Raw genomic sequence first — 18,199 nt, forward strand, 5'->3', positions numbered from 1 at the left:
CGTTAGGGAAACGTTGATGATCTTGGCCGGACACTGCTGCCACGCAGGGTGTTTGCTACTTCGACTGGCTGTGTTCGTCGCCCGCTCGTCCCCGGTGTCGGAAGTCACCGAGGGTCGGCGGCGGAGAGCTGGTTTGGTGGGTTCCGACAAAATCCGTTGTCCGGAGGTGGTAGTTCCCACCCCTTCATTACTTGCCGGTAGCCACGAAGGTTGGTGGAGCGGGACCCCCTTGTCCGAGGGAGAGTCCCCTCCAGTCAGGGACGATCTTCCGGAGGCCTGCTCGGTGTTCAGCCGCATCGCCATCGTCAACCGGGGAGAAGCCGCCATGCGGCTGATCCACGCTGTTCGCGAGCTCAACGCCGAGACCGACGCCCCGCCGATCGAGACCGTCGCGCTCTACACCGAGGCGGAGCGTTCGGCCACCTTCGTGCGGGAGGCCGACCACAGCTACTGCCTCGGTCCCGCGTCGGCGCGGCCGTACCTGGACCACCGGATCCTCGAACGGGCACTGCACGAGACGGGCGCCGACGCGGCCTGGGTGGGCTGGGGCTTCGTGGCCGAGGATCCGGCCTTCGCCGAACTGTGCGAGAAGAACGGCGTCACCTTCATCGGCCCCAGCCCGGAGGCGATGCGCAAGCTCGGCGACAAGATCGGCGCCAAGCTGATCGCCGAGGAGGTCGGTGTCCCGGTGGCGCCGTGGAGCCGAGGCGCGGTGGAGAGCCTCGACGCAGCCCGACGCGCGGCGGCCGAGATCGGTTACCCGCTGATGCTGAAGGCGACCGCCGGCGGGGGCGGCCGAGGCATCCGGGTGGTGCGCAGCGACGCCGACCTGGCCGAGGCGTACGAGCGCACGAGCATGGAGGCGCTGCGCGCGTTCGGCAGTGGCGTGGTCTTCCTGGAACGGCTGGTCACCGGTGCGCGGCACGTCGAGGTGCAGGTCATCGCCGACGGCCAGGGCACCGCCTGGGCGTTGGGCGTACGGGACTGCTCGGTGCAGCGGCGCAACCAGAAAGTGATCGAGGAGTCCGCCTCGCCCGTGCTCTCCGCCGAGCAGGCTCGCGAGCTGAAGGAGGCGGCCGAGCGGCTCGCCCTGGCCGTGGACTACCGCGGTGCGGGCACCGTCGAGTTCCTCTACCACCCAGGTGACCGGATGTTCGCCTTCCTGGAGGTCAACACCCGGTTGCAGGTGGAGCACCCGATCACCGAGGCCACCACCGACTTCGACCTGGTCAAGGCTCAGATCCAGGTGGCTGCCGGCGGCCGGCTCGGCGACCGGATCCCGATCGAGGCGGGGCACGCCGTCGAAGCCCGGCTCAACGCCGAGGACGCTGACCGGGACTTCGCGCCGTCGCCCGGCCGGATCGTCCGGCTGGTGCTGCCCAGTGGGCCGGGCGTACGGGTGGACACCGGCGTCAGCGAGGGTGACGTGATCCCCGCCGACTTCGACTCGATGATCGCGAAGATCATCGCGTACGGCCGCAGCCGCGACGAGGCACTGAGCCGGCTGCGGCGCGCGGTCGCCGAGACCACGGTGATCATCGAGGGGGGCGCGAGCAACAAGAGCTTCCTGCTCGACCTGCTGGCACAGCCCGAGGTGATCGACGCCAGCGCCGACACGGGTTGGATCGACCGGGTCCGCGCGCAGGGCCGCCTGGTCTCCACCCGGCACTCCGGCGTCGCCTTGGCCGCCGCCGCCATCGAGGCGTACGAGGACGAGGCGCACATCGAACGGCAGCGACTGCTCTCCACCGCCCACGGTGGGCGTCCCCAGGTCCAGCACGTCAGCGGCCGACCGATCGACCTGAAGCTGCGCGGCGCGACCTACCGGGTCAGCGTCGCGCAGACCGGAGCGCACCGGTTCCGGGTCGGCGTCGGCGACGCATCCACGGTGGACGTCGAGCTGGAACGCTTCGACGAGCACAGCGGGCGGATCCTGGTCAACGGTCGGCGGTTCCGGCTGGTCACCGACACCCACGGGCCCATCCACCTGGTCGAGGTGGACGGTGTGACGCACCGAGTCAGTCGGGACGAGGGCGGGGTGCTGCGCTCCCTGTCACCCGCGCTGGTCGTGGCGACCCCGCTCGCGGTGGGTGACGAGGTCGAGGCCGGCGCGCCGGTGCTGGTCCTGGAGAGCATGAAGATGGAGACCGTGCTGCGCGCCCCGTTCGCGGCGAAGGTGCGCGAGTGCCTGGTCACCGTCGGCAGCCAGGTGGAGACCGGCGCACCGCTGCTGCGCCTGGAACCGCTCGGTGACGGGGCGGCGAGCGAGCCGGCCGAGTCCGCTGCGGTGGACCTGGAGCTGCCACCCGAGCCGACCAACCTGTCCGCCGGGGATCGCGTCGCCCGGGGCATCGTCGACCTGCGCAGTCTGCTGCTCGGCTACGACCGGGACCCCCGCGACGAACGCCGGGCCCTCGTCGCCTACCTGGCCGCGCGCGCAGAGTTGCCGCACCGGCCGTTGGAGGAGGAGGTCGAGCTGCTCCAGGTCTTCGCCGACCTGTCCGAGCTCAGCCGTAACCGGCCGGCCGGCGAGGAGGGCCGGGCCGACACCCGGGTGCACAGCCCGCGCGAGTACTTCCACAGCTACCTGCAGTGTCTCGACGTCGATCGGGCCGCACTGCCGGAGACGTTCCGCCAGCGCCTCGCCCGGGTGCTTGCCCACTACGGTGTCGACGGCTTCGAGCGCACGCCGGAGCTGGAGGAGGCGGTCTTCCGGATCTTCCTCGCGCAACAGCGGGCGGCTGCCGACGTGAAGGTGATCGTCACCTTCCTGCAACGGTGGTTGACCGAGCCTCCGCCGGCCGAGGGCCTGCGTGAGCTGGTCGGGCAGGCGTTGGAACACCTGATCTTCGCCACCCAGCGGCGGTTCCCGGTCGTCGGCGACCTCGCCCGCAGCGTCGTGTTCCGCTGGGCGGCGCAGCCGATGCTGCGCCGCAAGCGGGCCGAGGTGTACGCCGACGTGCGCCGCAACCTGCGCTACCTCGACCAGAACCCGGACGCGGCCGACCGCGCCGAGCGGATCGCGACGATGGTCGCCTCACCCGAGCCGCTGGTTCGGCTGCTCGCGCAACGCATCGGCCGGCCGGGCGTGGATCACGGCCCGATGCTGGAGGTGCTCAGCCGCCGCTACTACGGCAACCGGGGCGCGAGTGACGCCCGAGCCGTCGAGGTGGCGGGGCAGTCGTTCTTCACCGCCGGGTACGAGCGTGACGGCGAACGCTTCCGGCTGGTGGCCGCGGCCACGGACTTCGACGGCCTGCCGGCGACCCTGACGAAGGTCGCCGGGTTGGCCGGCGGCGACGGCTCCGGCCCGGCGGCCCGCCGCGAACCCGGCTCGTCTGTCGCCGACGTGTACCTGACCTGGGCCGAACAGCCCGACGTGGAGGCGATGGCCGAGACCCTGCGGGAGGTGCTCGACCAGGCGGGTCTGCTGAACGTGCTGCAGCGGGCGACGATCTCGGTGGCCGGACGCAACGGCGCCGAGATGCACCACCACTTCACCTTCCGCTCCGACCTCGGCGAGGACCGGGTGATCCGGGGCCTGCACCCGCTGATCGCCCAGCGCCTGCAGCTGCCCCGGCTCCGCGAATTCGACCTGACCCGGCTGCCCTCGGCCGACGAGGAGGTGTACCTCTTCCACTGCGTCGCGCCGAACAATCCGGCCGACGAGCGGCTGGCCGCGATGGCCCAGGTACGCGACCTCACCCCGCTGCGCGACACCGACGGCCGGATCCTGGCGCTGCCGGCGGTCGAGGGCGCACTCGACGCCTGCCTCGACGCGATCCGCAAGGTGCAGGCGCAGCGCCCGGCGAAGAAGCGGTTCGACACCAACCGGATCACCCTCTTCGTCTGGCCGCCCAACGACCTGAGCATCGAGGACCTGAACACCGTCGCCCAGCGGGTGCTGCCGCTCACCGCGGACTCCGGGCTGGAGGAGGTGCTGTTCCTCGGCCGCCAGCGGGACGAGGCCACCGGCGAGCTGATCGACATCGCGGTGCAGGTCTCCTACGACGAGGGGATGCGGATCTCGGTCACCGAGCCGACGGCGGAGCTGATCCAACCGCTCGACGACTACCGGCAGAAGGTGCTGTCGGCGCGGCGACGCGGCACGTCGTACCCGTACGAGCTGACCGACATGCTGGCTGGCCGGGACGGCAGTTTCGTCGAGTACGACCTGGACGAGTCCGGCGAACTGGTCCCGGTGCAGCGGCCGAAGGGGCAGAACCGGGCCGGCATCGTCGTCGGTGTGGCGAGCACGCCCACGGAGCGCTACCCGGAGGGCGTCACGCGGGTGGTGCTGCTCGGCGACCCGACCAGGGCGTTGGGCGCGCTGGCCGAGCCGGAGTGTGCCCGGGTGATCGCCGCGCTCGACCTGGCCGAGCGGATGCGCCTACCGGTCGACTGGTTCGCGTTGTCCGCCGGCGCCCGGATCTCGATGAGTTCGGGCACCGAGAACATGGACTGGGTGGCCGCCGCGCTGAAGCGGATCGTCGAGTTCACCCAGGCCGGCGGTGAGATCAACATCGTCGTCGCGGGGATCACCGTGGGGGCCCAGCCGTACTGGAACGCCGAGGCCACGATGCTCATGCACACCCGGGGCATCCTGGTGATGACGCCGGATTCGGCGATGGTGCTGACCGGCAAGCAGTCGCTGGACTTCTCCGGTGGGGTGTCCGCCGAGGACAACTTCGGCATCGGCGGCTACGACCGGGTGATGGGCCCCAACGGCCAGGCCCAGTACTGGGCACCGGACCTGCGCGGCGCGCACCAGGTCCTGATGACGTACCACGACCACGCCTACGTGGCACCGGGTGAGACCCGGCCGCGCCGGGCGGTCACCACCGATCCGGTCGAGCGCGACATCTCCGACTACCCGCACGCGGTGCCGGACAGCGACTTCACCACCGTGGGCGAGATCTTCTCCCGGGAGCGCAATCCCGACCGCAAGAAGGCGTTCGACATCCGTACGTTGATGCGGGCCCTGGCTGACCAGGATCACGCGATCCTGGAACGCTGGGCGGGCATGGCCGACGCCGAGACGGCGGTGGTGCAGGACGTGCATCTCGGCGGCATCCCGGTGTGCCTGCTCGGCATCGAGTCCCGGTCGGTGCCGAGGCGCGGGTTCCCGCCCACCGACGGACCGGACACCTACACCGCCGGCACCTTGTTCCCACGCTCGTCGAAGAAGGCCGCGCGGGCGATCAACGCGGCCAGCGGAAACCGGCCGCTGGTGGTGCTGGCGAACCTCTCCGGCTTCGACGGCTCACCGGAGTCGATGCGGCAGTTGCAGTTGGAGTACGGCGCGGAGATCGGCCGGGCGATCGTCAACTTCGACGGACCGATCGTCTTCTGCGTGATCTCGCGGTACCACGGTGGCGCGTTCGTGGTCTTCTCCAAGGCGCTCAACCCGAACATGACGGTCCTCGCGGTGGAAGGTTCGTTCGCCTCTGTCATCGGCGGCGCGCCAGCTGCTGCCGTGGTGTTCGCCGGTGACGTCAACGCGCGTACGGCGAAGGATCCGCGGGTGGCCGAGCTGGAGGCGCGCGTCGCGGCGGCGACCGGCGGGGAGCGGGCGGCGTTGGTGACGCAGCTGATGGACGTACGCGCCTCGGTGCGGGCGGAGAAGCTGGCGGAGGTGGCCGCCGAGTTCGACGGCGTGCACAGCATCCAGCGCGCCGTCGAGGTCGGCTCGGTGGACGCCATCATCCGCCCCGAGGAGCTGCGCCCGCAGCTCGTCGCGGCCGTCGAACGGGGTCTGGCGAAGACGGCTGTACCGTCCTGAGTTGTCGGTCATGCCGGTGGCGCGGGGTACGCCTGCGCCACCGGCGTGCCACCATGGGTCGTGCCCGAGAACCGGAAGCCGTCGATCGCGTTCGAGACGACCTGCACCGTCGCGGCCCCGCCGGAGGTGGTGTATGAGCACCTGGCCGATCCGCGCAGCTACATTGGACTGTCGCCGCTGATCGTGGCGGTCGACGGCGTGCGGCACAGCCATGACACCGAGGGCCGGGCAGTGGCCGAGTATGTCGCCGTCGAGCGGTTCCGGCTGGTCGGCCCGGTGCGGTGGGACAACCGCATCCGGGTACGCATGGTGTCGACACCGCCGCACGGACCGCTGGTCAGCGAGGTGCGCAGCCCGGGCTGGGTGTCCCTGCGCGCGGTGGTGACGCTGACCGCCGTACCGGAGGGCACCCGGGTGCACGAGCGGGTCACCGCCGAGGCGCCGGCACCGCTGCGACGCTTCGTGGCCGGTCAGGCCCGTCGGGTCGCGGCGTACCGGGCGGCCGAGCTGACCCGCCGCATGGCGGCGTAGCCGCACGGGCCGTCCCCGAAGCTTGGCGGGTCCGGGGACGACGCCGGCTCCTCACCAGGCCCAGAGCGTTGGTTCGGCGAGGTGGTCACGGTAGTCGGTGAGGTGTGATGTGGCAGCGGTGAGTAGGAGCTGCCCGTCGCTGTCGAGAACTCTCACCTTGGCGACCTTGCGATGGTCGACCTGAAGGACCCCCGTTCCGGCCGCGAGAGGGCCGTCCGCCACCGTCGATCCCCGGGCGTCGACCAACTCGGCGCGCGCCCCCGTTCGCGGCCCGGCCACCAGCACACCGGCGGTCTCACCCGGCAACGGCACGGCGACGAACTCGGCACTACCGACGGCCGTCCGGCGGTCGTTGAGAACCGCGAACTCGGATCGCGTGAGCGCGGCAACGTCGGCCTTGAGGAGCACGGCGCAGCCGCCATCGGTCGAGCAGGAGCTGACCAGGACGGCTTCCGGTGCGTTGGGTACCCAGGCGGGTAACCGACCGGACCAGAGGACCTGGGGCGCCGAGCCGGTGAGTCCGTCGCCGTCGAGCAGGTCTTGAAGTTCGCGTACGGCGGAGAACCTGAGCTCGGTCGGCAGGGCCGAGGCGATCGGCACGGTCGTCCGGTGCAGACCGGTCCCGACCGCCGGGCCGGCGTACCGGATCGCCCCGTCGCAGGTGAACTGCCACCGTCCGGCCGTCTCACCCGCCCCCCGGACCACGTAACCGTCGGTGTTCACCGGCCGCCAGTACCGGACCACGGATCCGTCCGGCTGCAGCCGACCGTCGTGGGAGGTTTCGGCGCGGCAACCGGTCGGTGCCAGGCCGACCGCGAGGCGGTCGTCGTGGACGGGAGAGTGTCGTCCGAGGAACACGTACGGAGTCAATGGTTGCGGCTCGTCCGGCGTTCCGGTCTGGTCGACCAACTCCGCCACCGAAGCGCCCGCCGGGCCACTGCCGTGGCGAATCAGTGCGTGCGAGTCGTCCAGGTAGGCCACCACCACCACGCGGGTACCCGGCGCGTCGTGGGCGAACAGCACCCGCACGTCGTCCAATGACGGATCGACAAGGAGTTCGGCGCGGGCGGCCCGGTACTCCCGTTCGATGGTGGCGATCAGCGCCGTGTCGCCGGCCAGGTTGCCGCGGGTGGGCGAGTCGAGCAGCCGTCGGACCATCGGATCGTCGATCGGACTCGCCGGCTGGTACGTCGTGGCCAGCGCCGACTCGTCGGTCGTCAGCAGGTTCGTCGCACCGATCGGCGGTAGCGCCATCGCCGCCAGCGCCAGCGCGGCGACGCCCGCCACGGCCATGCGTCGTTGTCGGCGTCGCCGTACCCGACGGAGCAACCGCTGGTACGGATCGGGTCGGGGCACGACCGGTTCGGCGAGCAGGGCCAGCGCCTGCCTGATCTCATCGGTCATCGCTCGTATCTCTCCTTGTCGTCGCGGCTGGAACCGCAGCCAGCGAACCTTCTCCAACATCCCGGTGCGGTGGGATCATCGACTGGGGCGGTACTGCCGGCAGCACCGTCCGGAGTCGGGCGAGCGCCCGCGATGCCTGGCTCTTCACCGTGCCGACCGAGCAGCCGAGCGCGTCGGCGATCTGTGACTCGGTGAGGTCCTCCCAGTAGCGCAGCACCAGCACCGCGCGCATCCGGGGCGGCAGGCGATGCAGCGCGGCGAGCACCTCGTCGCGGGCCACGATGTCGTCGGCCAGGTCCCGGCTCGGCCCGGTCGGGGTTTGCCACGCACCGGTGACCCCGGCGAGGAACTCCCGGGAACCGAACCGCCGCCAGAGCCTGGTCCTCTCGTTGACCATGATCCGGCGGACGTACGCCATCGGTTCGTCCACCTGCCGCCACCGGCGCATCGCCCGCATCAGCGCGATCTGCACCAGGTCCTCGGCCGCGTGCCGGGAACCGGTCAGCAGGTACGCGGTCCGGATCAGGTCCGTGTACCGGATCTCGACGAACTCGCGGAAGCCATCATCGCTCACCTGCGACCTCCAGCCCTGTCTGGGCATCGTTCATGACCGGAAGACCCCGGGCCGGCGGGAAAGGTTGAGTGGTGACGACAAGGAGTGGGATTTTGCACTAGCAGTGCATCTTGTTTCGGTGGCTCCCGCTGCTTAGCGTCGCAGTATGGCTGCCTCCTGGACGTTCGCCGTCGCCCGTGACGAGCTGAGCCGCACCACCCGCGTGGAGAGCGCGCTGCCGGAGTTGTCCGACGGCGAGGCGTTGTTGCGCGTGGACCGGGTCGGACTCACCGCCAACAACGTCACCTACGCGGTGCTCGGCGACTCGATGCGGTACTGGGAGTTCTTCCCGCCCGATCGTCACGGGCTCGACGGGCGGTGGGGACTGCCACCGCTGTGGGGCTTCGCCGAGGTGGTCGCCTCGACCGTCGCCGAGGTCGAGGTGGGGCAGCGGGTGTACGGCTATCTTCCGCCGGCCGGTCACCTGGTGGTGCGGCCGTCTCGGATGGACGACACCGGATTCCGGGACGCGAGCGCGCACCGGGCCGAGTTGCCCTCGCCGTACAACGGGTACCGCTCGACCGTCGGTGACCCGGCGTACCGGGCCGACCAGGAGGACCTGCTGATCCTGTTCCGGCCGCTCTTCTTCACCTCCTTCATGCTGGCCGACCGGATCGTCGACAACGACTGGTACGGCGCGCAGTCGCTGGTGTTCTCGTCGGCGTCGAGCAAGACCGCGTACGCCGCCGCCGTCGAACTGCGCGGGCGCGGCCCCCGCCTGGTCGGGCTGACCTCGCCCGGCAACCTCGGGTTCACCCGCTCGCTCGGCTGCTACGACGAGGTGCTGCCGTACGACGGAATCGGGGCGCTCGACCGGGTGCCGACCGTCTACCTCGACCTGTCCGGTGCGCCCGCGACCCGGGCTGCCCTGCGGGAGCACCTCGGCGACCGGCTGGTCCGCGACATCGCGGTCGGCCTGACCAATCAGATCCCGAACGCCGACGCCGCCGGAGAGGTCTTCTTCGCCCCGGTGCAGATGCGCAAGCGCCGCATCGACTGGGGTCGGGACGGGCTCGATGGCAGGTTCGCCGACGCCTGGCAGCGGTTCACGGATGTGGTGGGCGGGTGGCTCGACGTCCAGGTCGGTGCCGGCCCGGCCGCTCTGGAGCACGCCTGGCTCGACGTCCTCGCCGGTCGTACGCCACCCGAGGTGGGGCGGGTCGTCCAGTTCTGATCGCGAGGAGCGGGCACCCCGGCCGCACGGAGGATTGCGAGCGCGTTACCGGGTGGTAACGATGTCGTGTCATGGACTCCGCCCTGACCTTGATCGGACTACCCGTCGCCCTCGGCATCATCATGCTCGGTCTGGGTCTCGGCCTGACCACCGATGATTTCCGCAGGGTGGCCCGTCACCCGAAGGCCGCCGTCATCGCGCTGGTGTGCCAGGTGCTGCTGCTGCCGGCGCTCTGCTTCGGCCTGGTCCTCGCCTTCGACCTGCCGCCCGAACTGGGCGTCGGAATGATGCTGCTGGCCGCCTCGCCCGGCGGCACCACGGCCAACCTCTACAGTCACCTCTTCGGCGGGCACGTGGCCCTGAACATCACCCTCACCGCGATCAATTCGGTGCTGGCCGTGTTCACCCTGCCGATCGTGGTGAACCTGTCGGCGGCGTACTTCCTTGGCGACGCGCGGAGCATCGGGCTTCAGTTCGACAAGGTGCTCCAGGTGTTCGCGATCGTGCTGGTCCCGGTCGTCGTCGGGATGCTGGTCCGGGCACGGGCGACCCGGGTCGCGCAGCGGATGGATCGCCCGGTCCGGGTGCTGTCCGTGGTGGTACTGGTCGCGGTGATCGCCGGTGCGGTGCTGGGTGAGCGGGACAACCTCGCCGACTACTTCGTCTCCGTCGGCCTCGCCGTGCTGGCCTTCAACCTGCTCAGCCTCGGTATCGGGTACGGGGTGCCCCGGCTGGCCGGCGTCGAGCGCAGTGCCGCCAAGGCGGCCGGTTTCGAGATCGGCATCCACAACAGCACCCTGGCCATCACCGTCGCGCTCAGCCCGGCGCTGCTCAACAGCACCCAGATGGCGATCCCCGGTGCGGTCTACGGCATCGTCATGTTCTTCACGGCCGCCGCGTTCGGGTACCTGGTCAACCGGGCGGGCACCCGGAGCGCCCCGGCGCCGGACGGCGCTGTCCGGACCTGACCCGGCCGAACCGGCACCGTGGGGGTGCCCGAAGGGGTGGGCGGAACGCGATGAGCGTTCCCTCGCTGTGCAACGATCGTTGGGCGTCATGCCGACCGCCCGGCTCCGCGGGCCTGCGCGTGCACCGGTCACTGCAGGCAGGGGGGAAGGCGCCACACCTCGTACCCCTTTGGAGAGCACGATGTCCCTCTCTCCGGCTCGCGTCTTCGCCGCGCTGAATGCGGTGCGACCGCCCGACCAGGCGTTCCCTGTCATGGACAAGGCGGTGGTGATCGGCGGCAGCATCGCCGGAATGCTGGCCGCCCGGGTGCTGTCCGACCACGCCGAGAGCGTGGTGGTCATCGACCGCGACGACCTGCACACGACCGGCGGGCGGCCGGGCGTACCGCAGGGGACCCAACTGCACGCGCTGCTGCCCGGCGGCTTCCTTCAACTGGAGCAGTTGTTCCCCGGGTTCCGGGAGCATGCCCTGTCGCAGGGGGCGATCGAGGCTCCGCCCGCGGCCCGGCGGAACTATCTGGACGGTCGGCCGAAGGTCGTCGTGCCGGACGACGCCGACAGCCTGGCCGGTAGCCGGCCGCTGCTGGAGTCGTTGATCCGGCAGCAGGTGCTCCGACTGCCCAACGTCAAGACCGTCACCGCGCGGACGACCGGGCTGGTGTTCGACGGTCCCGTGACCACCGGTGTCCGATGCGACGTCGGCGGTTCAACCGGTGTCGAACACGCCGATCTGGTGGTGGATGCCATGGGGCGTTCCAGCCGCCTGTCCGACTGGCTGGCGGAGACCGGGTGGGAACGGCCACCGCTGCGGCGGATGACGGTGAACCTGAACTACGCGACCGCCCTGTTCCGACGCCACGAGGCGAACCCTGAACACGCGGTGGTGATGGCGCTGCACAGCCCCACGAGGTCGGTGGACGTCGCCGGTGCCGCCTTCTTCGCCATCGAGGACGGTCGGTGGATGGCCATGATGGCCGGGTACGGGGAGAACCGTCCCGGCCGTACCGCCGAGGATTTCGTCCGTCGGTTGCGGGAGCAGTTCCCGCCGGAGTTCGCCGTGGTCGCCGACAGCGAGCTTCTCGGCGACGTGCAGACCTACCGGCACGCCGACAGCCGACGTCGGGACTTCCCCGCGTTGACCAGGTTGCCGGCCCGGTTGGTGAGCGTCGGTGACGCGGTCGCTTCGTTCAATCCGGTCTACGGGCAGGGCATCACCGCCGCCGTCCTGCATGCGGCCTGCCTGGCCAGATATCTGCGCTCCGGCCCGGATCTGGATCTGCCGGCCCGCCACTTCTTCGCCCTCCAGAAGGTCGTGGTCGACGCGGCCTGGTCGATATCGACCTCGGCGGACCTGGCGTTGCCGCACGTCAATGGTCCTTACCCGCGTGGCTACCGGTTCTCCAGCTGGGTGAGCCGGCAGATCGTCGCGGCGACCGTCACCGACGTGGTCACCGCACGGCGGTTCAACGAGGTGGTCTCGATGCGGAAGCACCCGAGTTCGCTGGCCGCGCCGAAGGTGATCCTCGACGCCCTGCGCGCCAACCGACGCGCCCACTGACGGGCGGGGTCGGCCTGGTCATCGCCGGCGTCGTCTTGCTCAACTCCGACGGCGGGCGCTGACCATCCCCTGAACCGGCCTGCCCTGGGACGGGCGGGTCAGCCGCTGTGCCCGGGGCCGAGGCGGACGGCGTCCCCGCACGACACCGCAAGACTATTGCACTTATGGCAATGTCAGCATATGTTCGTGGTGAGGGCGGACGGAAGGGGCGCGGGGTGGGTGCCGGGCACGATCACGGGCAGCAGGTCGCTCGGGCGGGGGAGAAGTACCGTGGGCGGCTGTGGGCCGCGTTCGTCCTGCTGGCGGTCTTCATGCTGGCCGAGGCGGTCGGCGCGTGGGTGACCGGTTCCCTGGCTCTGCTGTCGGACGCCGGGCACATGTTCACCGATGTGCTGGGCATCGGCATGGCGCTCGCCGCGATCACCGCGGCGAGCCGGGCCTCCCGCGACGGTCAACGCACCTTCGGCCTGTACCGGATGGAGGTCCTGGCGGCGCTGGCCAACGCGGTGCTGCTCTCCGGGGTCGCCGTCTACGTGCTGGTGGAGGCGCTGCGGCGGCTCGACGACCCGCCGGAGGTGCTGGTCGGCCCGATGCTGGTGGTGGCTGTGGGTGGGCTGGTCGCCAACGTGGTCGCCTTTCTGCTGCTGCGCGCCGGGTCGACGGAGAGCCTGAACGTGCGCGGCGCCTACCTGGAGGTCCTCGGAGACCTGTTCGCCTCGGTCGGCGTGCTCGTCGCGGCCGGGGTGATCGCGCTGACCGACTGGTGGTACGCGGACCCGCTCGTCGCCGTCGGAGTGGCCCTGTTCATCCTGCCCCGCACCTACCGTCTTGCCCGCGCCGCGCTGCGGGTCCTGGTGCAGGCCGCGCCGCCGCACCTGGACGTCACCGAGGTGCGCGACGGTCTGCGCGGGCTGGACGGTGTCGCCGACGTGCACGACCTGCACGTGTGGACCCTGACCTCGGGCATGGAGGTGGCCTCGGCGCATCTCACCCTGGCAGCCGGCGCGGACCTGGCCCAGGTGCTGGCGACCGCCCGGCACCTGCTGCACGATCGCTTCAGCATCGAGCACGCCACGCTGCAGGTCGAGCCACGAGACGCCGAAGGTGTCTGCGGCGGCGCCCACTGGTGAGCCTCAGCGCAGCTGGACCACGTTGCCGGTGACCAGCCGCCCGCTCTCCCCGGCGAGGAAGACGATCACCTCGGCGACCTCCTCGGGCTCGGCCACCCGCAGCAGGTGCGGGTCGTCGTCGACGGCGGCGCGTACCTCCTCGGTGACCCAGCCGGTGTCGGTGACCGGCGGGTGCACGGCGTTGGCGGTGATGCCGAACGGCGCGAGTTCGCGTGCCGCGGAGAGGGTGTAGTTGACCAGGGCCGCCTTCGCGGCACCGTAGGAGACCTCTTCGGGAAATCCGTCGCCGCCACCCGAGGTGAGGCTGACGACGCGTCCCCAGCCGCGCTGCGCGGCGACGTTGCGGCGGGCGAATTCGGCGATCAGCAGGGCGCCCGCGCGGGCGTCCACGGCGAACTGGGTGTCGAAGGATTCGGCGCTCACGGGGCGCAACGTGCGGCCGTGCCGGTCCACGGCGGCGGGCTTGAAGGTGTCCGCCAACCAGCCGCTGGCGTTGTTCACCAGGATGTCGACAGTGCCCAGCTCGCGTTCGGCGATGTCGAACAGCCGGGCCGGGACCGCCGGGTCCGCCAGGTCAGCCTCGACCGGGACCACCCGACCGCCGACCGCACGGACCCGCTCGACCACCTCGGTCGCGTCGCCGGCCCGGTTGCGTCGGTACGTGTCGGGGATGCCGGGGTCGGCTGGGTCGGCCAACCGCAGATAGCTGACCAGCACCGCAGCGCCGAGGCGGGCCAGTGCGACGGCGGTGGCCGCGCCGATGCCGTGGTTGGCCCCGGTGACGAGGGCGACCCGACCGGTCAGGTCGTCGGCAGCTGCTGTGGGGAACACCTGGTGGACTCTCCGCTCGACACGCCGGACCAGTTTTGTCGGATGGCGACCCTACCGGAAGGGGTGAGCGTGGCGCCCGGCAGTTTCCGGCCGACAGCGCAGCGGTGAACTGCCGGCCGGAACCGGGGTCACGGGGCGGGCACGACCTCCTGCCCCAGAGGCCAGATCGCCGCCGGGACGAGCTTGAAGTTCGCCACGCCGAACGGGATGCCGATGATGGTCAGGCAGAGGCTCACCCCCGCGACGATGTGCGTGAGCGCCAGCCACCAGCCGGCCAGCAGCACCCAGATGACGTTGGCGATACCCGAGGCCACCCCGGCGCCGGGCTTGGGCACCAGGGTCCGGCCGAAGGGCCACAGCGAGTACGACGCCAGGCGCAGCGACGCGACGCCGAACGGAATGGTGACGACGAGCACGAAACAGATCAGGGCGGCGATGCCGTAGCCGACCGCCAGCACCAGGCCACCGCCGAAGATGAGCCAGAGCACGTTCAGCAGGAATCGGATCATGAACCCATGATGACCGCTGCGCGCCACCGGCCACCTGTCGGGAGGCGGCCGGTGGCGCGGGCGGGTCAGCCGGTGACCCCGGTGACGGTGCTGCCGGACCGGGTGACGCGGTAGGTCACCTGCGCGCCGCTCCAGAAGTGGAAGGTGAGGGTGACCGCTGCGCCGTCGCGTACCTCACCGAAGAAGGTGTCGGTCAAGGTGATCCGGTTACCCGGGTAGTCGGGGGCGAAGGCCACGTCGAACTCCTTGTACGACGTCCAGTCGTGTGGTCCGGCGTTGCTGCCGTCGGCGTACCTCGCCTCCATGGTGGCGAGCTGGTCACCCCGGAACTGGGTCGGGATGGCGAAGGCGCCGGTCGACCCGGTGGCGTTGGACAGGACCGGGGTGTCGTAGGTGATCACATCGATCCGCCAGGGCACGCCGGCCGAGAAGCGGGCCTGGAGGCTGGCGTTGACCCCGTACGCCCGGTTGCCGACCAGTCGGGTCAGCGCGCTCGCGGTGATGGTGAGCTGGTTGCCGGAGATCGTGTAGTCGGTGCCCTGGGTCAGGTTGGTGCTGCCCTGGCGCAACCCGGAGAAGGTGGTGCCGTTCAGGTTCAGGGTCAGCGACTTGGCGGTGATCGAGCCGGTACGTGGCACGTACACCTGGTCGGACGACGCGGTGCCGGAACGGGTCGTCCAGCTCGACCTGATCTGGGCCCACAGCTCCGGATCCTTCCACTGGAAGGCGACCCGGTCGAAGTGCTGGCCGTTGTCCCAGAGCTGGGTGGTGATCCGCTTGGTCCGCGCGTAGTGGCCGAGGAACTCGAAGAACTTCAGCTTCTCGCCCTGCTGGATGGTGCCGGTGTGCCGGTCGAAGCCGAGCAGCCCGTACTCACCGATGACGACCGGGATGTTGCGGGTGACGAAGGCGTTGTGGACCCGGTCGAACGCGTCGGTCAGATCCTGCTGGGTGGTGGCGTCGAAGCGGGTGCCGCCGGCGACGTTCACGCTGAACGGCCAGTACCCGTAGAAGTGCACGGTGGCGATCAGGTTGCGGTCGTTCAGTTGGTTGATCGTCGTGCTCAGCTCGTTGATCCGGGCCTGGTCGGAGGAGGTGTGCAGGGTCGGCAGGACCAGCATCCGGGTGGCGTTGTTGCCGCCGGAGGCGCGCACGATCCGGTGGAAGTTGACGTTCAACTCGTGGAGCAGCTGCGCGTTCTGGGCGTCGCCGGAGCTGTTGGCGAACTGCGGCTCGTTGACGCTCTCGAAGTGCAGCTTCGGTGAGTGGTCCCGGAACGCGGCGGCGATCTGGGTCCAGAGCGCGTTGTAGCGGTTGAGCACCGTGGTCCGGTTCGTCGGCATCTCGTGGATCCACTGCCACGAGTCGTGATGCAGGTTGATCATCACGTAGAAGCCGTCGTTCAGAGCCCAACCGACGACCTCCTTGACGCGGTTCAGCCACGCCGCGTCGATGGTGTACGACGGTGCGGGTCCGTGGTGGTTGCTCCAGGTCACCGGGATGCGGATGCTGTTGAAGCCCTGGGCGCGGATGGCGTCCAGCTGCGCTTCGGTGACGCGCGGATTGCCCCACGCGGTCTCGTCGGCACCGACCGCGTCGAAGGTGTTGCCGAGGTTCCACCCGGGCTGCATCGCCGCCACGTACGCCATCGGGTCACCGGCCGGCGGCGGGGTGGTCGGTGGCGGGGTGCTGGGCGGCGGGGTGCTCGGCGGTGGTGGGGTGGTGGCCGGCGGCGGGGTGGTGCCGACGCTGCCGGTGCAGGTGACGCCGTTGAGCGCGAACGTGGTCGGCGCGGTGTTGCTGCCGGACCAGGAGCCGTTGAAGCCGAACGACGCGGTCTGGTTGGTGCCCAGCGCGGCGTTGTAACCGACGTTGCTGGCGGTGACGTCGTTGCCGGACGAGGTGACCGTGGCGTTCCAGGCCTGGGTGACCCGCTGCCCCGAGGGGAACGTCCAGGTCAGTCGCCAGCCGTTGAGCGGGTCGCCGAGGTTGGTCAGGTCGACGTTGGCGGTGAACCCGCCCGGCCACTGGCTGGCAGCGGAGTACGTCACCCGACAGCCGGCCGCCGCGTGAGCGGTGCCGGCGTTGATCAGACCGGCCCCGGCCAGTAGCGCGGCGATGCTGCTGGCGACCAGGCCGAATCGCCAACGTGTCCTGCGTAGTGTGCCCTTCAGCCCAGCCATGACGCTCCTCGCATGGTGATGGTGTCGACGGGTGGCCGGCCGGGCGTCGCCGGGCCACCGGAAACATCCGGCCGGCTCGCACCTTAAGTTGGGATCATCAACTTTGTCAATCGACGTGGCGCTATATGAATGGTCTCTGTCCAGGTGGCGCGGGTGGTCTCGCAGAGAGGTGGCTGACCCGGCGTACCGGCGGCGGTGGGAAACGTGGGATCGAGCGGATCGGCGGCGGCCCGCTCGCCGCCGCCGGGACTCCGGCACCCCGGGCGGTGAATGAGCACGCCTCGGTGGGGTAGTCGGCGGCGTGGCGGCGGGGAAGGTCGACGTGGGTCAGGCGAGTCATGCCCTCGGGGGGGCCAAGAGCCGGTTCGCCTCGGTCGTCCAACGCTTCAGCCGGCGGATCGGCTGGCGGGAGCGACGCCGGAGCCTGGAGCTTTACGCGATCCTCGCCGTGCAGGCCGGGGTGGCCGCAGCGGTCGCCTGGACGTTGGCGCACGAACTGCTGGGCCATGCGTCACCGGTCTTCGCCCCCAGCGCCGCTGTCGGCACGATCGCCGCGGCGATCGGCCGGCGGACCCGACGCACCCTGGAACTGCTGGTCGGTGTGCTCGCCGGGCTTTTGGTGGGCGACGCCCTGATCATGGTGATCGGCACCGGTCCGTGGCAGATCGCCACCGTGGTCACGCTTGCCATCCTGCTCGCGCTCACCATGAGCCGGGGTGGGCAGGTCGTCACCCAGGCCGGGGGTACGGCGGTGCTGATCGCCACCCTCGCGCCGATTCAGCGTGGACTGGAGCTGCCGCGGATCATCGACGCGGTCATCGGCGCGATCTCCGCCGTGGTGGTGGTGGCCGTGCTGCCGGCCAACCCGTCGCGCATCATCCAGCGGGCCGCCCGTCCGCTCTTCGCCGCCCTGATCGAGCATCTGCACGCCGCCGCGGACGGAATGGCAGACGGCGACGCTGCGGCGGTGGCCCGGGCCCGGGACAGACTGAACGATCTCGGTCCGCAACTCGCGCTGCTCAACGACGCGGCCTCCGGCGCGCAGGAGGCGGTGGCGATCTCACCGGCCCGCTGGCACCGGCGACGCGAGTTCGAGCACTACCGCCGTGGTATCCGCTATCTCGACCCGGCTATCAGGGCCGGCCAGGAGATGGTGCGCCGGGCGGCCACCGCCGCGCACGACGGCGAGCCGATGCCGCGCGGGCTGGCGTCGGCGGTGCACTACTTCGGCGACGCGCTCGCGTTGTTGCAGGTCGAGGTGGAGAGCGCGCAGCACACGGACCGCTCCGAGCAGTTGATCCTCAAAGCGGTCGACCGGGCCGCCGAGGCGTACCACGACGGGGTCGGCTTCTCCGGCAGCGTGGTGGTGGCCCAGATCCGCACCGTCGCCACCGACCTGCTGCGCAGCCTGGGCTGTCACGACGAGGAGGCGGTCGCCGTGATCCGGCGACGCTTCGAGCAGAGGCGCGACGAGTTGAGGCAGCCGCCGGCCGAGCGGCAGGCGGCGTGACCAGGG

12 protein-coding genes are annotated in these 18,199 nt (G+C 70.7%); 7 read left to right on the forward strand and 5 right to left on the reverse strand.

The genetic code is table 11. The features are described from left to right. Window positions 1–283 precede the first annotated feature (283 nt). Both Vlu01_RS15400 and Vlu01_RS15405 read left to right on the forward strand, forming a co-directional pair. A complete protein-coding gene (locus Vlu01_RS15400; protein WP_203999561.1) occupies window positions 284–5,782 on the forward strand; it encodes an ATP-binding protein in 5,499 nt (1,832 codons plus the stop codon). A 60-nt stretch (window positions 5,783–5,842) separates the two neighbouring features. Then, a complete protein-coding gene (locus Vlu01_RS15405) occupies window positions 5,843–6,313 on the forward strand; it encodes an SRPBCC family protein (protein ID WP_239095914.1) in 471 nt (156 codons plus the stop codon). Window positions 6,314–6,364: 51 nt separating this feature from the next. On the opposite strand, the gene Vlu01_RS15410 is transcribed toward Vlu01_RS15405, so the two are convergent. Together Vlu01_RS15410 and Vlu01_RS15415 are read right to left on the reverse strand one after the other, a co-directional pair. Continuing rightward, the gene (locus tag Vlu01_RS15410) at window positions 6,365–7,717 is read right to left on the reverse strand and encodes a hypothetical protein (RefSeq protein ID WP_203999567.1); all 1,353 of its coding nucleotides are present in this window, start codon (window positions 7,715–7,717) and stop codon (window positions 6,365–6,367) included. Further along, on the reverse strand, window positions 7,707–8,291 hold the full coding sequence (locus Vlu01_RS15415) for a SigE family RNA polymerase sigma factor (protein ID WP_239095915.1): 585 nt from the start codon (window positions 8,289–8,291) through the stop codon (window positions 7,707–7,709). Before Vlu01_RS15415 ends, Vlu01_RS15410 begins: the two co-directional genes overlap by 11 nt. A gap of 145 nt (window positions 8,292–8,436) precedes the next feature. On the opposite strand from Vlu01_RS15415, the gene Vlu01_RS15420 reads away from it, so the two are divergent. From Vlu01_RS15420 to Vlu01_RS15435, 4 genes are all read left to right on the forward strand, one after another. Beyond that, the gene (locus tag Vlu01_RS15420; protein ID WP_203999573.1) at window positions 8,437–9,504 is read left to right on the forward strand and encodes a DUF2855 family protein; all 1,068 of its coding nucleotides are present in this window, start codon (window positions 8,437–8,439) and stop codon (window positions 9,502–9,504) included. A 71-nt stretch (window positions 9,505–9,575) separates the two neighbouring features. Then, window positions 9,576–10,472 carry a bile acid:sodium symporter family protein gene (locus Vlu01_RS15425; RefSeq protein ID WP_203999576.1) on the forward strand — a complete coding sequence of 299 codons (897 nt, stop codon included), beginning with the start codon at window positions 9,576–9,578 and terminating at the stop codon, window positions 10,470–10,472. Window positions 10,473–10,653: 181 nt separating this feature from the next. Further along, window positions 10,654–12,030 (forward strand): FAD-dependent oxidoreductase, encoded by a 1,377-nt coding sequence (locus tag Vlu01_RS15430; RefSeq protein ID WP_203999578.1) that lies wholly within the window; start codon window positions 10,654–10,656, stop codon window positions 12,028–12,030. A 215-nt stretch (window positions 12,031–12,245) separates the two neighbouring features. Next, on the forward strand, window positions 12,246–13,160 hold the full coding sequence (locus Vlu01_RS15435) for a cation diffusion facilitator family transporter (RefSeq protein WP_204000025.1): 915 nt from the start codon (window positions 12,246–12,248) through the stop codon (window positions 13,158–13,160). 3 nt (window positions 13,161–13,163) lie between these two features. On the opposite strand, the gene Vlu01_RS15440 is transcribed toward Vlu01_RS15435, so the two are convergent. The 3 genes from Vlu01_RS15440 to Vlu01_RS15450 form a co-directional block, all read right to left on the reverse strand. Then, a complete protein-coding gene (locus tag Vlu01_RS15440) occupies window positions 13,164–13,991 on the reverse strand; it encodes an SDR family NAD(P)-dependent oxidoreductase (RefSeq protein WP_203999580.1) in 828 nt (275 codons plus the stop codon). Between the two features lie 128 nt (window positions 13,992–14,119). Beyond that, on the reverse strand, window positions 14,120–14,500 hold the full coding sequence (locus Vlu01_RS15445; protein ID WP_203999582.1) for a YccF domain-containing protein: 381 nt from the start codon (window positions 14,498–14,500) through the stop codon (window positions 14,120–14,122). Between the two features lie 65 nt (window positions 14,501–14,565). After that, the gene (locus Vlu01_RS15450; RefSeq protein ID WP_203999584.1) at window positions 14,566–16,683 is read right to left on the reverse strand and encodes a cellulase family glycosylhydrolase; all 2,118 of its coding nucleotides are present in this window, start codon (window positions 16,681–16,683) and stop codon (window positions 14,566–14,568) included. A 322-nt stretch (window positions 16,684–17,005) separates the two neighbouring features. Here Vlu01_RS15450 and Vlu01_RS15455 point away from each other — a divergent pair, with 322 nt between their 5' ends. Further along, window positions 17,006–18,193, forward strand: a complete 1,188-nt coding sequence (locus tag Vlu01_RS15455) for an FUSC family protein (protein WP_203999586.1) — start codon at window positions 17,006–17,008, stop codon at window positions 18,191–18,193. Window positions 18,194–18,199: the final 6 nt, after the last annotated feature.

It is taken from the genome of Micromonospora lutea (assembly GCF_016863535.1).
Classification (GTDB): domain Bacteria; phylum Actinomycetota; class Actinomycetes; order Mycobacteriales; family Micromonosporaceae; genus Micromonospora; species Micromonospora lutea.